This is a genomic window from Aminobacter sp. HY435 (assembly GCF_027568395.1).
Classification (GTDB): domain Bacteria; phylum Pseudomonadota; class Alphaproteobacteria; order Rhizobiales; family Rhizobiaceae; genus Aminobacter.
The window spans coordinates 69,958-88,240 of sequence record NZ_JANKZL010000014.1 but is presented as its reverse complement, the minus strand read 5'-3'; the positions used below and the strand labels follow the sequence as shown (position 1 = coordinate 88,240).

Annotated in this window: 19 protein-coding genes; 3 read left to right on the top strand and 16 right to left on the bottom strand. The window is 63.9% G+C overall.

What is annotated here, in order from left to right; genetic code table 11:
- Positions 1 to 16: 16 nt before the first annotated feature.
- The 5 genes from pyrF to dnaK all read right to left on the bottom strand — a co-directional run bounded on the left by pyrF (position 17) and on the right by dnaK (position 5,346).
- Entirely contained in the window at positions 17 to 715 is a 699-nt protein-coding gene (gene pyrF, locus PCJ21_RS20170) for an orotidine-5'-phosphate decarboxylase (protein ID WP_269933231.1), read from the bottom strand.
- Positions 712 to 1,308, bottom strand: a complete 597-nt coding sequence (locus PCJ21_RS20165) for an NADPH-dependent FMN reductase (RefSeq protein WP_269933230.1) — start codon at positions 1,306 to 1,308, stop codon at positions 712 to 714. The genes pyrF and PCJ21_RS20165 overlap by 4 nt, the downstream gene beginning before the upstream one ends.
- Before the next feature lie 87 nt (positions 1,309 to 1,395).
- A complete protein-coding gene (gene pmtA / locus PCJ21_RS20160) occupies positions 1,396 to 2,001 on the bottom strand; it encodes a phospholipid N-methyltransferase PmtA (RefSeq protein WP_269933229.1) in 606 nt (201 codons plus the stop codon).
- Between the two features lie 101 nt (positions 2,002 to 2,102).
- Entirely contained in the window at positions 2,103 to 3,233 is a 1,131-nt protein-coding gene (gene dnaJ / locus PCJ21_RS20155; protein WP_269933228.1) for a molecular chaperone DnaJ, read from the bottom strand.
- Positions 3,234 to 3,429: 196 nt separating this feature from the next.
- The gene (dnaK, locus tag PCJ21_RS20150) at positions 3,430 to 5,346 is read right to left on the bottom strand and encodes a molecular chaperone DnaK (protein ID WP_269933227.1); all 1,917 of its coding nucleotides are present in this window, start codon (positions 5,344 to 5,346) and stop codon (positions 3,430 to 3,432) included.
- Positions 5,347 to 5,618: 272 nt separating this feature from the next.
- Here dnaK and PCJ21_RS20145 point away from each other — a divergent pair, with 272 nt between their 5' ends.
- A complete protein-coding gene (locus PCJ21_RS20145) occupies positions 5,619 to 6,650 on the top strand; it encodes a zinc metalloprotease HtpX (protein WP_269933226.1) in 1,032 nt (343 codons plus the stop codon).
- On the opposite strand, the gene PCJ21_RS20140 is transcribed toward PCJ21_RS20145, so the two are convergent.
- From PCJ21_RS20140 to infC, 11 genes are all read right to left on the bottom strand, one after another.
- Positions 6,625 to 7,362: a spermidine synthase gene (locus PCJ21_RS20140; protein ID WP_269933225.1), complete on the bottom strand. Its 738-nt coding sequence runs from the start codon at positions 7,360 to 7,362 to the stop codon at positions 6,625 to 6,627. The genes PCJ21_RS20145 and PCJ21_RS20140 overlap by 26 nt on opposite strands.
- Before the next feature lie 133 nt (positions 7,363 to 7,495).
- The gene (locus tag PCJ21_RS20135) at positions 7,496 to 8,485 is read right to left on the bottom strand and encodes a Gfo/Idh/MocA family protein (protein ID WP_269933224.1); all 990 of its coding nucleotides are present in this window, start codon (positions 8,483 to 8,485) and stop codon (positions 7,496 to 7,498) included.
- A gap of 90 nt (positions 8,486 to 8,575) precedes the next feature.
- Positions 8,576 to 9,154: a YceI family protein gene (locus PCJ21_RS20130; RefSeq protein ID WP_269933223.1), complete on the bottom strand. Its 579-nt coding sequence runs from the start codon at positions 9,152 to 9,154 to the stop codon at positions 8,576 to 8,578.
- Positions 9,155 to 9,223: 69 nt separating this feature from the next.
- Positions 9,224 to 9,802: a cytochrome b gene (locus tag PCJ21_RS20125; protein WP_269933222.1), complete on the bottom strand. Its 579-nt coding sequence runs from the start codon at positions 9,800 to 9,802 to the stop codon at positions 9,224 to 9,226.
- A gap of 96 nt (positions 9,803 to 9,898) precedes the next feature.
- Positions 9,899 to 12,304, bottom strand: a complete 2,406-nt coding sequence (gene pheT / locus PCJ21_RS20120; protein ID WP_269933221.1) for a phenylalanine--tRNA ligase subunit beta — start codon at positions 12,302 to 12,304, stop codon at positions 9,899 to 9,901.
- Positions 12,301 to 12,732 carry an ASCH domain-containing protein gene (locus PCJ21_RS20115; protein ID WP_269933220.1) on the bottom strand — a complete coding sequence of 144 codons (432 nt, stop codon included), beginning with the start codon at positions 12,730 to 12,732 and terminating at the stop codon, positions 12,301 to 12,303. The genes pheT and PCJ21_RS20115 overlap by 4 nt, the downstream gene beginning before the upstream one ends.
- Positions 12,729 to 13,814 carry a phenylalanine--tRNA ligase subunit alpha gene (gene pheS, locus PCJ21_RS20110; protein ID WP_269933219.1) on the bottom strand — a complete coding sequence of 362 codons (1,086 nt, stop codon included), beginning with the start codon at positions 13,812 to 13,814 and terminating at the stop codon, positions 12,729 to 12,731. Before pheS ends, PCJ21_RS20115 begins: the two co-directional genes overlap by 4 nt.
- Positions 13,815 to 13,928: 114 nt before the next feature.
- Positions 13,929 to 14,330 carry a 50S ribosomal protein L20 gene (gene rplT / locus PCJ21_RS20105; protein ID WP_109578360.1) on the bottom strand — a complete coding sequence of 134 codons (402 nt, stop codon included), beginning with the start codon at positions 14,328 to 14,330 and terminating at the stop codon, positions 13,929 to 13,931.
- Between the two features lie 37 nt (positions 14,331 to 14,367).
- A complete protein-coding gene (rpmI, locus tag PCJ21_RS20100; RefSeq protein WP_055981974.1) occupies positions 14,368 to 14,571 on the bottom strand; it encodes a 50S ribosomal protein L35 in 204 nt (67 codons plus the stop codon).
- A gap of 207 nt (positions 14,572 to 14,778) precedes the next feature.
- Positions 14,779 to 15,405 carry a methyltransferase family protein gene (locus tag PCJ21_RS20095; RefSeq protein ID WP_269933218.1) on the bottom strand — a complete coding sequence of 209 codons (627 nt, stop codon included), beginning with the start codon at positions 15,403 to 15,405 and terminating at the stop codon, positions 14,779 to 14,781.
- Positions 15,406 to 15,571: 166 nt separating this feature from the next.
- Entirely contained in the window at positions 15,572 to 16,108 is a 537-nt protein-coding gene (gene infC, locus PCJ21_RS20090; RefSeq protein WP_040457142.1) for a translation initiation factor IF-3, read from the bottom strand.
- Between the two features lie 200 nt (positions 16,109 to 16,308).
- Between infC and PCJ21_RS20085 the strand changes: the two genes are divergently transcribed.
- Together PCJ21_RS20085 and PCJ21_RS20080 are read left to right on the top strand one after the other, a co-directional pair.
- Complete coding sequence (locus PCJ21_RS20085; protein ID WP_269933217.1) at positions 16,309 to 17,082, top strand: alpha/beta hydrolase; 774 nt, start codon at positions 16,309 to 16,311, stop codon at positions 17,080 to 17,082.
- Positions 17,083 to 17,086: 4 nt separating this feature from the next.
- Positions 17,087 to 18,229: a benzoate/H(+) symporter BenE family transporter gene (locus tag PCJ21_RS20080; RefSeq protein ID WP_269933216.1), complete on the top strand. Its 1,143-nt coding sequence runs from the start codon at positions 17,087 to 17,089 to the stop codon at positions 18,227 to 18,229.
- Positions 18,230 to 18,283: the final 54 nt, after the last annotated feature.

The following is an 18,283-nucleotide window of genomic DNA, read 5'->3' as shown; positions in this document are numbered from 1 at the left end:
ATTGAAACGTGCAGTCCTAAGCCGTCGCCATTTCCTCCAGGATAGCCTGCGCGGCGGCACGCCTGTCAACCGCGCCGACGATCGGCCTGGCGACAACGAGATGGCTCGAGCCGTTGCGGATGGCGTCTGCCGGGGTGACGACACGCTTCTGGTCGCCGTGGTCGGCGCCAGCGGGGCGGATGCCCGGGGTCACCACCGCCATGTCGTGACCGACGATGCCGCGCACCGCGGACGCTTCGCTGGCCGAACAGACGATGCCGCCCATGCCGGCATTGAACGCCTGCTCGGCGCGGCGCAGCACCAGCGTGCGCGGGTCGAACCCATAACCCGCATCGATCATGTCCTGTTCGTCCATCGACGTCAGGACTGTGACGGCCAGCAGGCAAAGATCGCTGCCAGCGGCGGCTTCGACCGCCGCCTTCATCGCCTTGGGATAGGCATGCAGCGTCAACATGGTCATGCCCATCCTGGCGATGTTTTCGACGCCCTTTGCCACGGTGTTGTCGATGTCCAGGAGCTTCATGTCGAGAAACACCTTGTTGCCGCCGCTCGCCAGTTCGCGGGCGAAGTCGAGGCCGCCGGCAAAGGCCAGCTGATAGCCGATCTTGTAGAAACTGGCGGTGCCCTCAAGGTCGCGCACGACCTTTTCGGCGTCCTTGACGCTGGGCACATCGAGCCCGACGATAAGCCTGTCGCGCATGGCTTGGATGGTCATGGTTCGTGCCTCCTCGACATCAGTGACGCTCGTTCGATCAGGGCATGGCACAGGCGCTGCATGCCCTTGCGCAGGCGCTCCTCGCGGAAGTCGCCGTCTTCGCCGAAGGCGTCGGCTCCATGTGGCACCGAAACCTGCGGCGAAATCACTTCCATCTGGATGTGCGAGAGTACTGCGCGCAGATGGTTGGCGCTGCGGATGCCGGCGAAATGCCCGTCCGACGACGAGCAGATCGCCACCAGCTTGCCGGCGTAGGGCTGCAGGCGCTTGCCGCCGTCGCTGTGGACACGGCTGACCCAGTCGATGGCGTTCTTGAGCAGCGGCGGCATCGAACCGTTGTATTCCGGCGTGGCAATCAAGACGGCATCGTGCGCATCGAACAGCCGGGCAAGCCGCAGCGCATTTTCAGGCACGCCTTCCTGTTCTTCCAGGTCCTCGTTCATGATCGGCATCGGGTAGTCGGCGAGCGAAATGCGCGTCACCTCGGCGCCCTGCAACGCCAATTCCTTTTGCGCGCAATCGGCAGTCCGGCCGCTGTAGGCGCCGGATCTGGTCGATCCGGCGAAGACGAGGATCTTGGGAATTGTCGGCATGACCCATCCTGCATTGCGGCCCGATCGGCACGCCGGACCAGTCGGGACGGGTATAGGCGATCAGGCCGTCAAATCAAGCGCGGCCGCTCAATGCTTGCGGCGGCGATAGACCCACAGCTGCGCCGGGGGAATGTTGCGGAAAACGAAATCGAGATGCTCGACGACGTAGTCGCCATGGCCGGCCGGCACGGGCGATTTCGGGCCATAGGTGATCTGCACGATCGGCCGGCCCTCCGGAAGGCGATCGAGCAGGTCGTTGACGTACTGGATACGTTGCTTGACCGGGAAGTTAAGCAGCGGCACGCCCGAAACGACTGAATCGAACTTCTGGTCCTTCAGCGCACCAAGCGTGTCGTCGAGATTAAAGGCATCGCCCTGGATGATGTTCACGTCGGGATAGAGCTGACGCAGATGGCGAACGAAATCCGGAGAATACTCAATCGCATAGAGATTTTCCGGCTTCACGCCACGCCCCAGGATCGCCTTGGTGATGACGCCGGTGCCGGGCCCGAGCTCGAGAACCGGAAGGCCGGAATGAACGTCGACCACCGCGGCCATGCGCCGAGCGGTGATGGAACTTGTCGGCACGATCGAACCGACAGCCTTGGGCTTGTCGATCCAGCCCTTAAAGAATTTCAGCTCGTCGTCAAACTTGGCCGCAAGGGTTTTGCGCAATCCGGAACCGCGTGGCATCAAATCGATCTCCTCACCCCTGCTGCCCGGATCAATACCAAGAATGTGGTCCAAGGCAAGGCGAAAGCTGGATCAACTTTCCCCTACGATATGCCGTGGGGTCATTTTTCTCCAAAGGACTCGAAAAAGTCCTTCATGCGCGAGAAGAAGCCGCTCGATTGCGGCGAGTTCTCGGTCGAGGACAGCTTCTCGAATTCCTCCAGCAGCTCGCGCTGGCGTCGCGTCAGGTTCTGCGGCGTCTCGACCGCCGTCTGGATATAGAGGTCGCCGACCTGCGGCTGGCGCAGGATCGGCATGCCCTTGCCCTTGAGGCGGAACTGGCGACCATTCTGCGTGCCCTCCGGCACCTTGACGCGCGTCTGGGTGCCGTCGAGCGTCGTCACCTCGAACTGCCCGCCCAAGGCGGCCGTGGTCATCGAGATCGGCGCCTTGCAGTAGAGATCGGCGCCATCGCGCTGGAAGAACTCGTGCGGCTTGACCGACAGGAAGATGTAGAGGTCGCCGGAAGGGCCGCCACGCAAGCCGGCTTCGCCTTCATTGGCGAGACGGATGCGGGTGCCGTCCTCGATGCCCGAGGGGATGTTGACCGAAAGCGAACGCTCCTCGGTGGTGCGGCCCTGGCCGGCACATTTGCCGCATGGGTCCTTGATCGTCTGGCCCCGGCCCTGGCACTGCGGGCAGGTGCGCTCGATCGAGAAGAAGCCCTGGCTGGCGCGCACCTTGCCGTGGCCCTGGCACATCGAGCAGGTCACCGGCTGCGTGCCAGGCTTGGCGCCCGAGCCGGCACATTCCGTGCACATGATCGAGGTCGGCACGCGGATCTGCGCGGTCTTGCCGGCAAAGGCCTCCTCGAGGCTGATTTCCATGTTGTAGCGCAGGTCGGCGCCGCGCTCACGGCCGTTCGACGAACGGCGCTGGCGGCCGCCCATCATGTCGCCGAAAATATCTTCGAAGATATCGGCAAAACCGCCGCCGCCGAAGCCGCCGCCGCCATTGCCCATGCCACCGTTCTCAAAGGCTGCGTGGCCGAAACGGTCGTAGGCCGCGCGCTTCTGCGGGTCCTTCAGCGTTTCATAGGCCTCGTTGATTTCCTTGAACTTGTGCTCGCAAGCGTCATCGCCCGGATTGCGGTCGGGATGGAACTGCATGGCAAGCTTGCGGAAAGCCGACTTCAGCTCTTTTTCGTCCGCGCCCTTCTGCACACCCAAAGTTTCGTAGAAATCGGCCTTCATCTTTTCCTACTGCCCGGTTGCTCAATGTCTTGCGGCATTGTTTGCCGGTTCTGTTCTCGGCGACAGGCCTTCGATTTAGTAAGTCGAAGGCCGCGACGCCAGAGTTTGCGCGGCCTGGGCCGCATTTTTTCGGTTCGGGTTGCAAAAAAGCCCGGCCAAACGCCGGGCTTTCTCGACTTAGCCGAAGAAGGGCTTGTTAGGCCGACTTCTTCTTGTCGTCGTTGTCGTCGATCTCTTCGAAATCGGCGTCGACCACGTCGCTGTCCTTGGCCGCGTCGGCTGCGGCATCGGATTCGGCCGCTTCCTTCTGCGAAGCCTCGTACATCGCCTGGCCAAGCTTCATCGAAGCCTCGGCGAGTTCCTGCGCCTTGGCGTTGATCGCCTCGGCGTCGTCACCTTCGGTCGCGGCCTTGAGCGCGGCGATCGCGTCGGAGATCGCGGTGCGGTCGGCTTCCGTGACCTTGTCGCCATATTCCTTCAGCGACTTCTCCGACGAGTTGAGCAGGCTTTCGGCCTGGTTGCGCGCCTCGACCAGAGCCTTGCGCTTCTTGTCGGCCTCGGCATTCACCTCGGCGTCCTTGACCATCTTCTCGATGTCGGCGTCGGAGAGACCGCCAGATGCCTGGATGCGTATCTGATGCTCCTTGCCGGTGCCCTTGTCCTTGGCCGAGACGTTGACGATGCCGTTGGCGTCGATGTCGAAGGTCACTTCGATCTGCGGCACGCCGCGCGGTGCCGGCGGAATGCCGACGAGGTCGAACTGGCCGAGGATCTTGTTGTCGGCAGCCATTTCACGTTCGCCCTGGAAGACGCGGATGGTCACCGCCGACTGGCTGTCTTCAGCCGTCGAGAAGACCTGGCTCTTCTTGGTCGGGATCGTGGTGTTGCGCTCGATCAGGCGGGTGAACACGCCGCCCAGCGTCTCGATGCCGAGGCTCAGCGGGGTCACGTCGAGCAGCAGCACGTCCTTGACGTCGCCCTGCAGAACACCAGCCTGGATCGCGGCACCGAGGGCAACCACCTCATCGGGGTTGACGCCCTTATGCGGCTCCTTGCCGAAGAACTGCTTCACGATCTCCTGGATCTTGGGCATGCGGGTCATGCCGCCGACCAGAACCACTTCGTCGATCTCGCCAGCCTTGAGGCCGGCATCCTTGAGCGCTGCCTTGCACGGCTCGATCGTGCGCTGGACGAGGTCGTCGACCAGCTGCTCGAACTTGGCGCGCGACAACTTCAGCGTCAGGTGCTTCGGACCGGTCGCGTCGGCGGTGATGAAGGGCAGGTTGATTTCGGTCTGGGTCGTCGACGACAGCTCGATCTTGGCCTTTTCCGCAGCTTCCTTGAGGCGCTGCAGGGCCAGCTTGTCGTTCTTCAGGTCGATGCCCTGTTCCTTCTTGAACTCGGCCGCCAGGTATTCGACCAGGCGCATGTCGAAGTCTTCGCCGCCGAGGAAGGTGTCGCCGTTGGTCGACTTCACCTCGAACACGCCGTCGCCGATTTCGAGCACGGAGATATCGAAGGTACCGCCACCAAGGTCATAGACGGCAATGGTCTTGCCTTCTGTCTTGTCCAGGCCATAGGCGAGGGCCGCAGCAGTCGGCTCGTTGATGATGCGCAGGACTTCGAGACCGGCGATCTTGCCGGCATCCTTGGTCGCCTGACGCTGGGCATCATTGAAGTAGGCAGGAACGGTGATAACGGCCTTCTCGACCTTCTCGCCGAGATAGGCTTCCGCCGTTTCCTTCATCTTCTGGAGAATCATCGCCGAGATCTGGCTGGGCGACTGCTTCTTGCCGCCGGCCTGAACCCATGCGTCGCCATTGTCGCCGTTGACGATCTCGTAGGGGACAAGCTTCTTGTCCTTCGCGGTGACCGGATCGTCATAGCGGCGGCCGATAAGGCGCTTGACCGCAAAAACCGTATTTTCCGGATTGGTAACCGCCTGGCGCTTGGCCGGCTGTCCGACGAGACGCTCGCCGTCAGCGGTGAAGGCGACGATCGAAGGCGTGGTGCGCGCACCTTCCGCATTCTCGATAACCTTGGCGTCCTTGCCGTCCATGACGGCGACGCAGGAATTGGTCGTTCCCAGGTCGATACCGATAACTTTTGCCATTTTAAGGTTTCTCTCCTCTTAGCAGGCTCTCTGGACCCATACAGGCGTTCCGGCGAGAGCCCCTGATCACAAGAAATTCCGCTCCAGACACCGGTTTTCCGGGCCGAAGCGGTGTTGCGGCGTATATAAGAACAGGCTTCTGGCAGCGCAAGCGCCCTGAAACTTTCATTGCGCGAGGTCTCGGCAAAAGCCCGTTTCAGGCACATATCTTGTGCATGAGCGCCCCGCATTCAATCAATCCGTTCGAACATCGCCGCAATCGGGCACTGAACATGCTGCAGACGTGGCTGCTCGGAGCCGGCAGCCTGCTTCTGCTCGGCGTGACGGCATGGGCCTTCAGCGGCGCGTCGGGCATCGTCTATGCCCTGATCTTCGGCACCATCTCGATGTGGGCTGCGCGGCGGATCAGCCCGCAGATGGTGCTTTCCATGTATAAGGCGAAGCAGGTTGCGCCGGCCGATTTTCCCACCGGCTTCCGCATCGTCGAGGAACTGGCGCGCCGCGCAGCATTGCCGGCCACGCCCAGGCTCTATGTCATTCCCTCCAAGATGATGAACGCGTTTGCCGTCGGGCGTCGCGACGACGCAGCCATCGCCGTCACCGATGCCCTGGCGCGCACGCTGACGCCGCGCGAGCTGGCCGGCGTGCTTGCCCATGAAATCAGCCATATCGCCCACGAGGACGTGAAGGTGATGGCCTTTGCCGACATGGTGTCGCGCTTCACCTCGTTCATGTCGACCGTCGGCCTGGTATCGCTTTTCTTCAACCTGTTCGGCTTTGCCGGCGGCTTCGGCACGCAGGTGCCGTGGCTTGCGGTGCTGGTGCTCCTGGCGGCGCCCACCGTCGGCGGGCTCTTGCAGATGGCGCTGTCGCGCACCCGCGAATTCGACGCCGACCTCGGGGCAGCGATGCTGACCGGCGATCCCGATGGCCTTGCCTCGGCGCTGAGCAAGCTCGAACGCGCCCAGGGCAAGCTTTGGGAAAACATCCTGCTGCCCAGCGGGCGCATTCCCGATCCGTCGATCCTGCGCAGCCATCCGCTGACGGCGACCCGGCTCGCCAGATTGCGGGCGCTCCAGGCGGGAAACGCTGCGCCGCTTGGCCCGTCGGTGCCTCACGTGGCGCGGCCATCGATGATCCCGAAGATCCGTGCCCATCCCGAGACGCTGCATGGCGCGCGCGGCTTCATCAACGCCGCCAACAGCGATTTCGCCAACAACGCGCAGCCGGCCAGCGATGTTTCGATCAACCCGCCGGCCAGCTCGCCGCGAATCCGGATCACCCGCGGCGGGGTCTGGTGGTAGCCTGGGCCTTGCCCATTTGCGCGGGCTTCGCCTTTGGCGCACCGCCGTGGGCCGCGACCCAGACAACATGGCGGGCACCGCTGCCCTTGGTACTGGCACGAACCTTGACTTCGTCGGTAACGAAGCCGCTTTCGTGCAGGCGCCGCGAGAACGACTTGTCCGGCCCCTGCGACCAGACAGCCAGCACGCCGCCGGGCTTCAGCGCAGTCTTCGCCGCGTACAGGCCGGTGTAATTGTAGAGGCTGTCATTGGCGTCGCGCGACAGGCCTTCGGGGCCGTTGTCGACATCGAGCAGGATGGCGTCATAGGCGCCCGCCCCCTCGCGAATGAGCTTGCCGACATCGCCAACCACGATCTCGACGCGCGGGTCGTCAAGGCCGCTGGCCGACAGTTCGGCCATCGGCCCGCGCGCCCACTCGACCACCTCGGGCACCAGTTCGGCCACCACGATGCGGGCATCCTTGCCGAACAGGCCAAGGGCTGCGCGCAAGGTAAAACCCATGCCAAGGCCGCCGATCAGGATTTTCGGCTTCGACCGGCCACCGATACGCTCATGGGCAAGCCGCGCCAGCGCCTCTTCCGAACCGCTCAGCCGGCTGTTCATGAGCTCGTTCGAGCCAAGCATGATCGAGAACTCGGCGCCGCGCTGCTTGAGGCGCAGTTCGCCGCCGCCGGGGATTTTCGCGGTGTCGAGCACTATCCAGGGAATCATCGCCGGGCGCCTTCGATATCGAACGTCATACGGCGCTCCCTAGCGCATCGGCCTCAAAATCGGAATCGATTTCGGAAAGCACGATGCATGCTCACCGCCCTTGGCCGCTCATGCGACGGCAACTCTCGCGTCTTCAGACCTTCTCCCAGCCGTCGTGGTCGCCGGCGCGGAAGATGGCGTCGATGACCTTCTGGTTGAGCACCGACTGCTCGAGCGAGAAGACATGATCCTTGCCGCTGCCCTGGGTCGCGCGGACAAAAGTCTCGACCTGCAGCCGGTACTGCTGGGCGCCGGGGAAGCGGAACACCGTCGCCTCGTTGTGGCCGGCATTGTGCAGTTCGACGCGGTGATGGTCGTAGAGCCCGGCATTGAACGGCGAATGGATCTCGATGAAACCCTTGTCGCCGTGGAAGACCATCAGCTGGCGATTGGCGAGCTGGGTCGAGAGATAGAAGGACAGCTCGAAATCGCCGAAGTCGGCGCGGACGCTGGAATAGATGTCGGTGCCGAATTTCGGATCGCGCTCGATACTGGCCTGCACCCGCACCGGCTCCTTGCCCGTCGAAAACCGTGTCGTCACAGTCGGATAGACGCCGATGTCGGGCAATGCGCCGCCGCCGAGATCGAGCTGGTTGCGCATGTTGTTGGGGTCGACGTTGTAGTAGGAAAACGCGCCCTGGACATGCCTGAGCTTGCCGATGGCGCCCGAGGCGATCAGCTCGCGCACCTTCAGCCATTGCGGGTGGTAGGTGACCATGAAGGCTTCGGCGACGACGACCTTGTTGCGGTCGCGGATTTCGATCAGCGGCGCAATGTCCTCGGCTTTCAGCGCCAGCGGCTTTTCGACCAGCACATGCTTGCCGGCTTCGGCCGCCTTGGCCGCCCATTCGAGATGCTGCGAGGTCGGCAGGGGGATGTAGACGCCGTCGACCGTGTCGGAGGCGAGCAGTTCCTCATAGGAACCGAAGGCATGCGGCGCGGAAAAGCGGTCGGCCAACGCACGCGCCTTGGCGGCGTCGCGGCTGGCGATCGCCGTAATCACGCCGTTGCTGCTGTCGGCGATGGCCGGCAGCACATGATCGCGGCCGATCTTGGCTGTCGAAAGAATACCCCAACGAAACATCTGGCCTCCGAGCACAAGGAAAAAGCTGGCCCACCCGGCCGCTTCAGGAGATTGGCGGAAGCGGCCGTCAAATGCCAGAGGCTATCTGGTTCAGCCGCGGCGGCCGCTGAACTCCATGTCGAAGGCGACGATATTGGAATAGATCGGCGTGCCGACATCCATCTGGTAACGCGAACGGAACACCTGGCCGCTGACCCGGAAGCGGATCTGCCCGCCTTTCAGGCCCTGCAGCTCGGCGGTGAATTTTTCGGTGTTGGTGTGGCCGCGCGCCGTCAGTTGGCCGGTGATCACAGCAGAATTGTCGCCGGTGCGCTGCACAGACGTCGAGCGGAAGGTGATCTGGCGCGAATTGGCGACGTCGAAGACGGCGTCCGACTTCAGGAACGCATCGATGCGGCCCTGGCCGGTGCCGACGCTGTCGGGGAAGATGGTGAGGTCGACGCGCGAACGGCCGATGTCACCGCCATCGATGCGGATCGTGCCCTTGAACTGGCCAAAGGCGCCGTTCAGCCCGCCGCCGCCGATCTTGCCGATGGCAAAGCGGATGCTCGAACCGTTGTTGGAAATGGCATACCGGCCGGCGGCATCCGACAGCGCCACCGCCGAGGCGGTGCTGTCGACCAGGCCGAAGGCAACGAGAGCTGCTACGCCAAGAACACGCAAAGACATGTCACCATACTCCCTGAGGGCACGGCCCATATGAGCCGCGCACCGAGACCAACGAATCAGCCTCGGCGGCTATTCCGGCCTTCGCGTGGACCTCACGAAAAAGGGCGAGATCATCCTGACCAGAACGACGTCGCGCAGCCAGAAATGATGCCTGAGCGCCGCCAGAACATGCAGCGTCACCAGCGCGATACCTGCATAGGCAAGCCAGCGATGGCCGAAGATCCAGAAATTTTCGGCCTGCTCGGAAACCCCGAGCGGCAGATGCGGCATGACGAAGAGGTTGAACGGCACCGACGGGATTTCGAGCACCGAGACCGACACCAGCACCCAGCCCGACAGCGGCACGGCCAGCTGCGCGGCATAAAGCGCCAGATGCACCGACGGGGCCGCCCGGCGTTCCATCGACCCGACCTCTTCGGGCAGTTCGGGGCTCTTGTTGCCGAGCCGCCAGCCGATGCGGATCAGCACCAGACCGAGCAGCAGGAAGCCCAGGGATTTGTGCAGCTGGATCAGTTCGAAGGAGGTGCGCTGGCTGGCGACGCGGATCATCACCAGCCCAAGCGCGAACTGGCCGACGAACAGCAGCGCGATCAGCCAGTGCAGGATGATGGCGGCCCAGCCGTAGCGGGTATTGGTGTTGCGCAGCATCGCTGGCTTCAACGAACGGGAAGGGCGAATGTTTCCCGAAAACGCAAAGGCCGGGCACATGGCCCGGCCTTGCTCAAGAATGAAACCCGAGGGCGATCAGCTCCGGAGCGCGCCGCCGGTCTGCTTCTTGACGTTCTCGACGATCTTGGCGGCGAGCGCCTCGAAGTCCTGGTCGGTCAGCGTCTTTTCAACTGGCTGGATGGTGACCTCGATGGCAACCGACTTCTTGCCCTCGCCGAGCGAGGCGCCCTCGAAGATGTCGAACACCGAAACAGCAGTGATCAGCTTCTTGTCGGCGCCGAGTGCGGCACGGGTCAGCGTGCCGGCCTCGACGGCCTTGTCGACGACGAAGGCGAAGTCGCGCTTGACCGCCTGGAACGGCGACAATTCGAGCTTCGGCTTGGTCTTGGTCGGCTTGGCCTTGGGCTCGGGGATGGCGTCGACAAAGACCTCGAAGCCGCAGAGCGGACCGGACACGTCGAGGCCTTCGAGCGTCTTCGGGTGGAACTCGCCGAAGGTGCCGAGCACGACCTTCGGGCCAAGCTTGATCACGCCCGAACGGCCGGGGTGATACCAGGCCGAAGCGCCGGTCTCGATCTGCAGCCGGTCGACGGGTGCGCCGCAGGCTTCGAGTGCGGCGATGGCATCGGCCTTGGCGTCGAACACGCCGACATTGCCTGCATTGCCCGACCAGTTGCGGCCCGAGCCCTCGAGCTTCGCGGTGCCACGGCGGACGCCAGCGGCGACGCGACGCTGGCCTTCGCCCGTGTCGTTTTCATAGGTGCCGGAAACCTCGAACAGCGCGACATCGCCCAAGCCGCGGTCGGCATTGCGCTGGGCAGCCGCGATCAGGCCGGGCAGCAGCGAGGGCCGCATGTCCGACATGTCTGATGCAATCGGGTTCGACAGCTTGAGATTGGGCTGGCCGCCGCCGAACAGCTCGGCGTGCCTGGCCGGGATGAATGACCAGGTGACGGCCTCCATCATGCCGCGCACGGCAAGCGCGCGCCGCGCCGAGCGGGTGCGGATCTGCAGCGTGGTCAGGATCTTGCCGTTGACCGCGTCATGCGCGCTGAGCGGCTGCGGCGCGATGTTGTCGACGCCGTGGATGCGCATGACTTCCTCGACCAGGTCGGCCTTGCCGTCGACATCGGGACGCCAGGATGGCACCGTGACCTCGACGACATCGCCATTGCCGGCCACACCGAAACCAAGGCGGGTGAGGATATCGAGGCTCTCGGCCTTCGCGACCTCGATGCCGGTCAGGCGCTTGACCTCGGACAGCGGCAGGGAAACGACCTTTGGCTGATGGCCGGCATAACCTGTCACATCGGTCCTGGTCGGCTGGCCGCCGCAGAGCTCCAGCACCAGCCTGGTCGCCAGCTCGACGCCCGGAACCATGAATTCGGGATCGACGCCGCGCTCGAAGCGGTAGCGTGCATCGGTGATGATGCCGAGCGTGCGGCCGGTACGGGCAACGTTGAGCGGCGCCCAGAGTGCCGACTCGATCAGCACGTCTGTCGTGTTCTCGTCGCAGCCCGAATGCTCGCCGCCCATGACGCCAGCGATGGACTCGACGCCGTTGTCATCAGCAATGACGCACATCTCAGGCGTCAGCTCGTACTCGCGCCCGTCGAGCGCCAGCACCTTGTCGCCCTCGCGGCCGCGGCGGACGACGAGGTTGCCGGCGACCTTCCTCGCATCGAAGACGTGCAGCGGGCGGCCGCGGTCGAAGGTGACGTAGTTGGTGATGTCGACAAGCGCATTGATGGGTCTGAGGCCGATGGCCAGCAGGCGCTGCTGCATCCACTTGGGCGAGGGGCCGTTCTTGACGCCGCGCACGAGCCGCAGAGCGAAGCCGGGGCAGAGCTCCGGCGCCTCGATCGAGACCTTGACCGGGCAGTCGCCTTCACCGGCGACCGGTGCGACCGTGCCGCCCTTCAGCGTGCCGAGACCGGAGGCCGCGAGGTCCCGGGCGATGCCGTGGACGCTGGTGGCGTCGGGACGGTTCGGCGTCAGGTTGATCTCGATCATGGGGTCGTCGAGATGGGCGTAGGTGGCAAACGAGGTGCCGACGGGCGCATCGGCCGGCAGGTCGATGATGCCGTTGTGCTCATCCGACAGCTGCAGCTCGCGCTCCGAGCACATCATGCCGTGGCTTTCGACGCCGCGGATCTTGCCGACCGACAGCGTGACGTCGATGCCGGGCACGTAGGCGCCGGGCGCGGCGAAGGCGCCGATCAGGCCGGCACGCGCATTGGGCGCGCCGCAGACAACCTGGACAGGCGTACCCGTGCCGGTGTCGACGGTCAGCACCTGCAGCTTGTCGGCGTCGGGGTGACGGCTCGCCGTCAGCACCTTGGCGATGACGAACGGCTTGAGTGCCACCTTGTCGTCGACGGATTCGACTTCGAGGCCGATCGAAGTCAGCCGCTCGACGATCTGGTCGAGCGTGGCGTCGGTTTCGAGATGATCCTTGAGCCAGGAGAGGGTGAATTTCATGGGTTCACTCGTTTCGTGTCGTTGCGGTCGAGCACTTCCACCAGGCGGAACCGCTCACAAACCAAAATCATGTCAGGCGAAAAGCCGCCGTTGCGGGCGAAATAGGCCTCGTGAGCCTCGCGCCAGTATTCGTAGGACAGGTCGCCCTCGCCTTCCGCGGCAGCAAATTCGGCATCGACCTCGTCGAAGCGGCGCTGGATCGCCTCGACGGTCTCGATAACCGCGGCCCGGCGGCCCTGGCCATCAAGCACGACATCGCGGCGGCCGACCTCAGGCACCGGCTCGCCGCCGCCGTAGTCGCGCAAGGCACCGCAGGTCGCGGTCTTCTCGCCCGACAGCACCAGCGCCAGAAGCTCGTCGGCGAGCTCCGGGCTGTCGCCGAAGGCGAAGGTCACCGCACCGGCATATCGGTCGGCAGCGTCGATCATGCGCTCAAGCCGCCAAACAGCGTCGGCATGTCGAGCGGCCTGAAGCCATAGTGCTGGAGCCAGCGGACGTCGGCGTCGAAGAAGGCGCGCAGGTCGGGCATGCCGTATTTCAGCATGGCGATGCGATCGATGCCCATGCCCCAGGCGAAGCCCTGGTACTCGTCCGGATCGAGGCCGCCATGGCGCAGCACGTTGGGGTGAACCATGCCGCAGCCGAGGATCTCCATCCAGTCGCTGCCCTCGCCGAAGCGCACTTCGCCGGGACGCGAGCGGTCGCACTGGATGTCGACCTCAAGGCTCGGCTCGGTGAACGGGAAGAAGGACGGGCGGAAGCGCATCTTGACGCTGGGAACCTCGAAGAACGCCTTGCAGAACTCCTCCAGCACCCACTTCATGTTGGCGATGTTGGCGGTCTTGTCGATCACCAGGCCCTCGACCTGATGGAACATCGGCGAGTGCGTGGCATCCGAATCCTGGCGATAGGTTTTGCCAGGAATGACGATGCGGATCGGCGGCTTTTGCGTCTCCATGGTGCGGATCTGCACCGGCGAGGTGTGGGTGCGCAAAAGCTTGCGCTCGCCATTTTCGCCGGGCGGGAAGAAGAAGGTGTCGTGCATCTCGCGCGCCGGATGCCCCTCGGGGAAGTTCAGCGCGGTGAAATTGTAGTGATCGGTCTCGACATCGGGACCTTCGGCGATGGTGAAGCCGAGATCGCCGAAGATCGCCGCGATCTCGTCGATGACCTGGCTGATCGGATGGATGCGACCGCGCTCGGCCGGCGACTGTCGCACCGGCAGGGTGACGTCGACTTTCTCCGAGATCAGGCGGGCGGTGATGGCGACGTCGCGCAGCTCGCTCTTGCGAGCCGTCAGCGCATCGGTGACTCGATTCTTGAGGCCGTTGATGGCCGGCCCCTTGGCCTGGCGCTCTTCGGCGCTCATCGCGCCTAGGGTCTTCAAGAGCTCGGAGACCGAGCCCTTCTTGCCCAGCGCCGCAACGCGCACGGCCTCGATCGCCTGCTCGTCGGAGGCGGAAGCGATGTCGCTCAGCAGCGATTGTTCGAGAGTTTCAAGATCGCTCATGGTCCAGTTCCGTTGCGGCCCTAGCGGCCCTTCGTTGCTGCAAAGAAAAACCCGCGCCAGCCGTGCCAGCGCGGGTTTCCCAAATCAAGTCAGTGATGCTTGGGAAGGCGCTGGTTAAGCAACAGCGCTTTCAAAAGCATTCGGGGTGGTGTTCTTGAGGTATTCAAGAGCAACCTTGGCCTTGGCAACGAGCACGGCGAAAGCCTGCGGCTCGTGGATGGCCATGTCGGAGAGGATCTTGCGATCGATCTCGATGTTGGCCTTGTTCAGGCCGTCGATGAAGCGGCCATACGTCAAGCCGTGCTCGCGAACCGCGGCGTTGATGCGCTGGACCCACAGGGCGCGGAAGTTGCGCTTGCGGTTCTTGCGGTCGCGGTAAGCGTACTGCTTCGACTTCTCAACCGCCTGCTTGGCAATGCGGATGGTGTTCTTGCGGCGGCCGTAGAAACCCTTGGCCTGCTCGAGAACCTTCTTGTGCTTGGCGTGGGCGGTAACGCCCCTCTTTACACGTGCCATGTCATGATCTCCTTAAAACGCTGTCCAGACCGAGTGCTCAGAGGCCGTTCGGCAGAAAATTCTTGATGACCTTCTTGCCGTCCGGTTCAGCCAGAACCATCGTGCCACGGGCATCGCGAATGAACTTGTTGGAACGCTTGATCATGCCATGGCGCTTGCCAGCGGCAGCTGCCAGGACCTTGCCGGTCGCGGTGATCTTGAACCGCTTCTTGGCAGCAGATTTGGTCTTCATCTTGGGCATTTTGCTACTCCGTTCTTGGGAATTCCTCAGCACCGAGGCGCTTCGAAATCCCTTCATGTTGTTGTTTTCAGGCCGACCAAAGCCTGAAAAGCAAATGAAACCGCCACGGCATGCCCTGCCGGGCGGTTCTTGGACGCGGCTATATACGCGGAAGCGCGGTAATGCGCAACACCTGCAACTGCGGCAATTGCAGCGAATTTGCACCCCTCAGGGGATGCGGAACAGCACCGGCAGCATGCCCGTAACCTGGGCATGGTCGATCAACTCGAACACCGGCATGGCGACCAGGAAGACAAGGCCGTCGAGCAGCGTGTTGAGCAGGATCTTAGGCTTGAAGCTGCCGGTATTGCCTTCCTGATAGAGCGAGATGTTCGGGAAGAAGCGCGGAACGCGCGCGACATAGTCCTGATATTCGGGGCCGAACAGCGACGACAGGTGCCGCTCCTCGCGCCGGATGACGACGTGGAACGACAGGGCGCACAGCGCGGCAAAACCGACGGTCGCAACGATGGAGCCCATCTGGGCGCCGACGCCGGCCGCCGCCAGCGTCGAAAACACATAGAGCGGGTTGCGGGTCATCGAATAAGGCCCGCCGGTCACGATCTCGCCCGACTTGCGGCCGCCGATGTAGAGCGTACACCACAGCCGGCCGACGATGCCGAGGAAGATCAGCAGGATGCCGACCATCTCGACGACTTCATGGACTGTGGTGTCGGGCGGGAAGGTCGACTGGCCGAACAGAAGCGCGGCGAACATGACCAGGATCATCACGGCCAGCATCAGGCGGCGCATGCTCTGGTATCGGCCCAGATCGCCCTCTTTGCGTTCGCTCATGGCACTTCGACCGCCAGCGCAACCAGCCCGGGTGGCAAGTTCGTCCGCTCGGCGCCTTTCCGGATGAAATTGCCCGGACCCGATGCCTGGGCATGAAAGCACCGCGCGCCCGCAGAGGGCGCGCAAGAGACGTCCAGGTGTTCGGTCGACGCGGCGTGTCAGCCGGTCAGCGGGGCGCCAGCACCATCATCATCTGACGGCCTTCGAGCTTGGGCTCGGCTTCGACCTTGGCGATGGTGGCGACTTCCTCACGAACCTTGTTCAGGAGTTGCATGCCCAGTTCCATATGCGCCATCTCGCGCCCGCGGAACCTCAGCGTCAGCTTGACCTTGTCGCCTTCCTCGAAGAAGCGGCGGACCGCCTTCATCTTGGTCTCGTAGTCGTGGCTGTCGATGTTCGGGCGCATCTTGATCTCCTTGATCTCGATGACCTTCTGGTTCTTGCGTGCCTCGGCCGCCTTCTTCTGGTTGGCGTATTTCAGCTTGCCGAGGTCAAGGATCTTGACGACGGGCGGCGTGGCGTTGGGGGAAATTTCGACGAGATCGAGGCCTGCCTCTTCGGCGGCCAGGAGTGCGTCGTTGATGGAAACGTCGCCGCGGTTGGAACCGTCGACGTCGATCAGCTGGACCCGGGGAACCCGGATGTCGCGGTTGGAGCGCGGGCCGTCCTTGGTGGGAGCGGCTGCTTTAAAAGGTCTGCGAATGGTCGTGGTCTCCTCGAGCCATTGACGTTGTTGAATGTCTGACGCGCCAATGTGGGTAGCGCGCGGGCGATGTCAATAACACAGCAATCGCAACAAATCACCTGCTTGTGCGCGTGCGAACTGCCCCAAAAGAAGGTTTTTGTCGGGTACTTTCCGTGTCGTTGCGGCTGTGCCACAAGTCCGGACCGAGGGGATCAGCCATGGCCGCAAGCGCACCGGAGTTCATCGACGTCGCCAGCAATCGCATCGCATTGCGCCACCAGGACGGCGCTGCGCCCGGCGTCGTCTGGCTCGGCGGCTACAAGTCGGACATGCTCGGCACCAAGGCCGAAACGCTGGCCGGCTGGTGCGACGAAATGGGTCGCAGTTTCCTGCGCCATGACTACTCCGGCCATGGCGAAAGCGGCGGCGTCTTTGCCGACGGCACGATCTCGAAATGGCTGGCGGAGAGCCTGGCCGTTTTCCGCCAGTTCACGCGCGGACCGCAGGTGCTGGTCGGCTCGTCGATGGGCGCATGGATCGCGCTGCGCATGAAGGCGGAGCTCGACAAGGCAGGCGAGGGCGACCGCGTCGCCGGCCTGGTGCTGCTCGCCCCGGCACCCGACTTCACCGCCGAGCTCGTCGAGCCGCATCTTAGCGACGCGCAGCGCCGCGACCTGGTCGAGAAAGGTTATTTCGAGGAGCCGTCGGAATATTCGTCCGAACCCTATGTCTACACGCGCGCGCTGATCGAGGACGGGCGCGACAACCTGGTGATGGGCGCGCCGATCCACACGCATTGCCCCGTCCACATCATCCAGGGCCTGGCCGACCCGGACGTGCCGCACAGCCATGCACTGAAGCTGATGAGCCTTCTGCCTGCCGACGACGCGACGCTGTCTCTGGTGCCGAACGGCGACCACCGGCTGTCGCGGCCCGAGGATCTCGAGCTGATGACGCGCGCGGTCGGCGAAATGATCCAACGGGCAGGCTGAGCGCATGCGCATCTCGATCCCGATCTCGGCCTTCGTCGCGGCAATCGTCGGCTTTGGCGGCACGCTTGCCATCATCATCGCCGCAGCCGACGCTGTCGGCGCGACGCAGATCCAGACGGCAAGCTGGGTCACCGCCATCTGCCTTGCCATGGCGTTCGAGACCGCCTGGCTGTCGTGGCGGACGAAGATGCCCATCATCTCCGCCTGGTCAACGCCGGGAGCCGCGCTGATCGCCGCCAGCAGCGGCTTCACCATCGGCGAAGCGGTCGGCGCCTTCCTGGTTGCCGGCCTGCTGCTGGTGCTGACAGGACTCATCAAGCCGCTGACCCAGCTGATCGCGCGCATACCGCCGTCGGTGGCGTCCGGCATGCTCGCCGGCATTGTCGTCACCTTCGCCATCAATGCGGTGAAGGCCATTCCCGGCGATCCCTGGCTGATCCTGCCACTGATCGTCGCGTTCTTCGTCATCCGGCTGTTCAATCCCGCGCTTTCGGTGCTGGTGGTGCTGGTCGGCGGCGGGCTGGCCGCGTTCCTCACCGGTCGTGTCGGCGGACTGCCGACACCGGAACTGTCGACACTGACCCTGATCGCGCCGCAGTTTTCGCTCACCGCGATCATGGGGCTGGCGCTGCCACTCTATCTTGTCACCATGGCGTCGCAAAACCTGTCCGGCCTCGCCGTGCTGCGCGCCGCCGGCTACCATCCCGAACCCGGGCCGCTGATCGGCGTGACCGGGCTGTTCTCGATCCTGTCCGCCCCGTTCGGCGCCTCGACGACCAATCTGGCAGCGATCTCGGCCGCCATCTGCACCGGGCCGGACGTCCATCCCGACCCGGCCGAGCGCTGGAAGACCGGGCCGTTCTACGCGCTTGCCTATGTCATCTTCGCCGCCTTCGGGGCGTCGCTGGTGGCGATCTTCGCCGTGCTGCCGCCGAGCCTGATCGTGCTGGTCGCCGGTCTCGCCCTGATGCCGTCGCTGGCCAACGCGCTGGCGATCGCGCTGAAGGACGAACACCACCGCATGGCCGCCACCACCGCCTTTGCCGTCACCGCCTCCGGGCTCACACTGTTCGGCGTGGGGTCGGCGTTTTGGGGACTGGTCGGCGGGCTGGCCGTGCTGATGCTCGAAAATATCAAAAAGAAATAGCGTTTTCCGACCGTTATCCGGATTTACCGGGCACCATCTTGAATCGCCATTTTT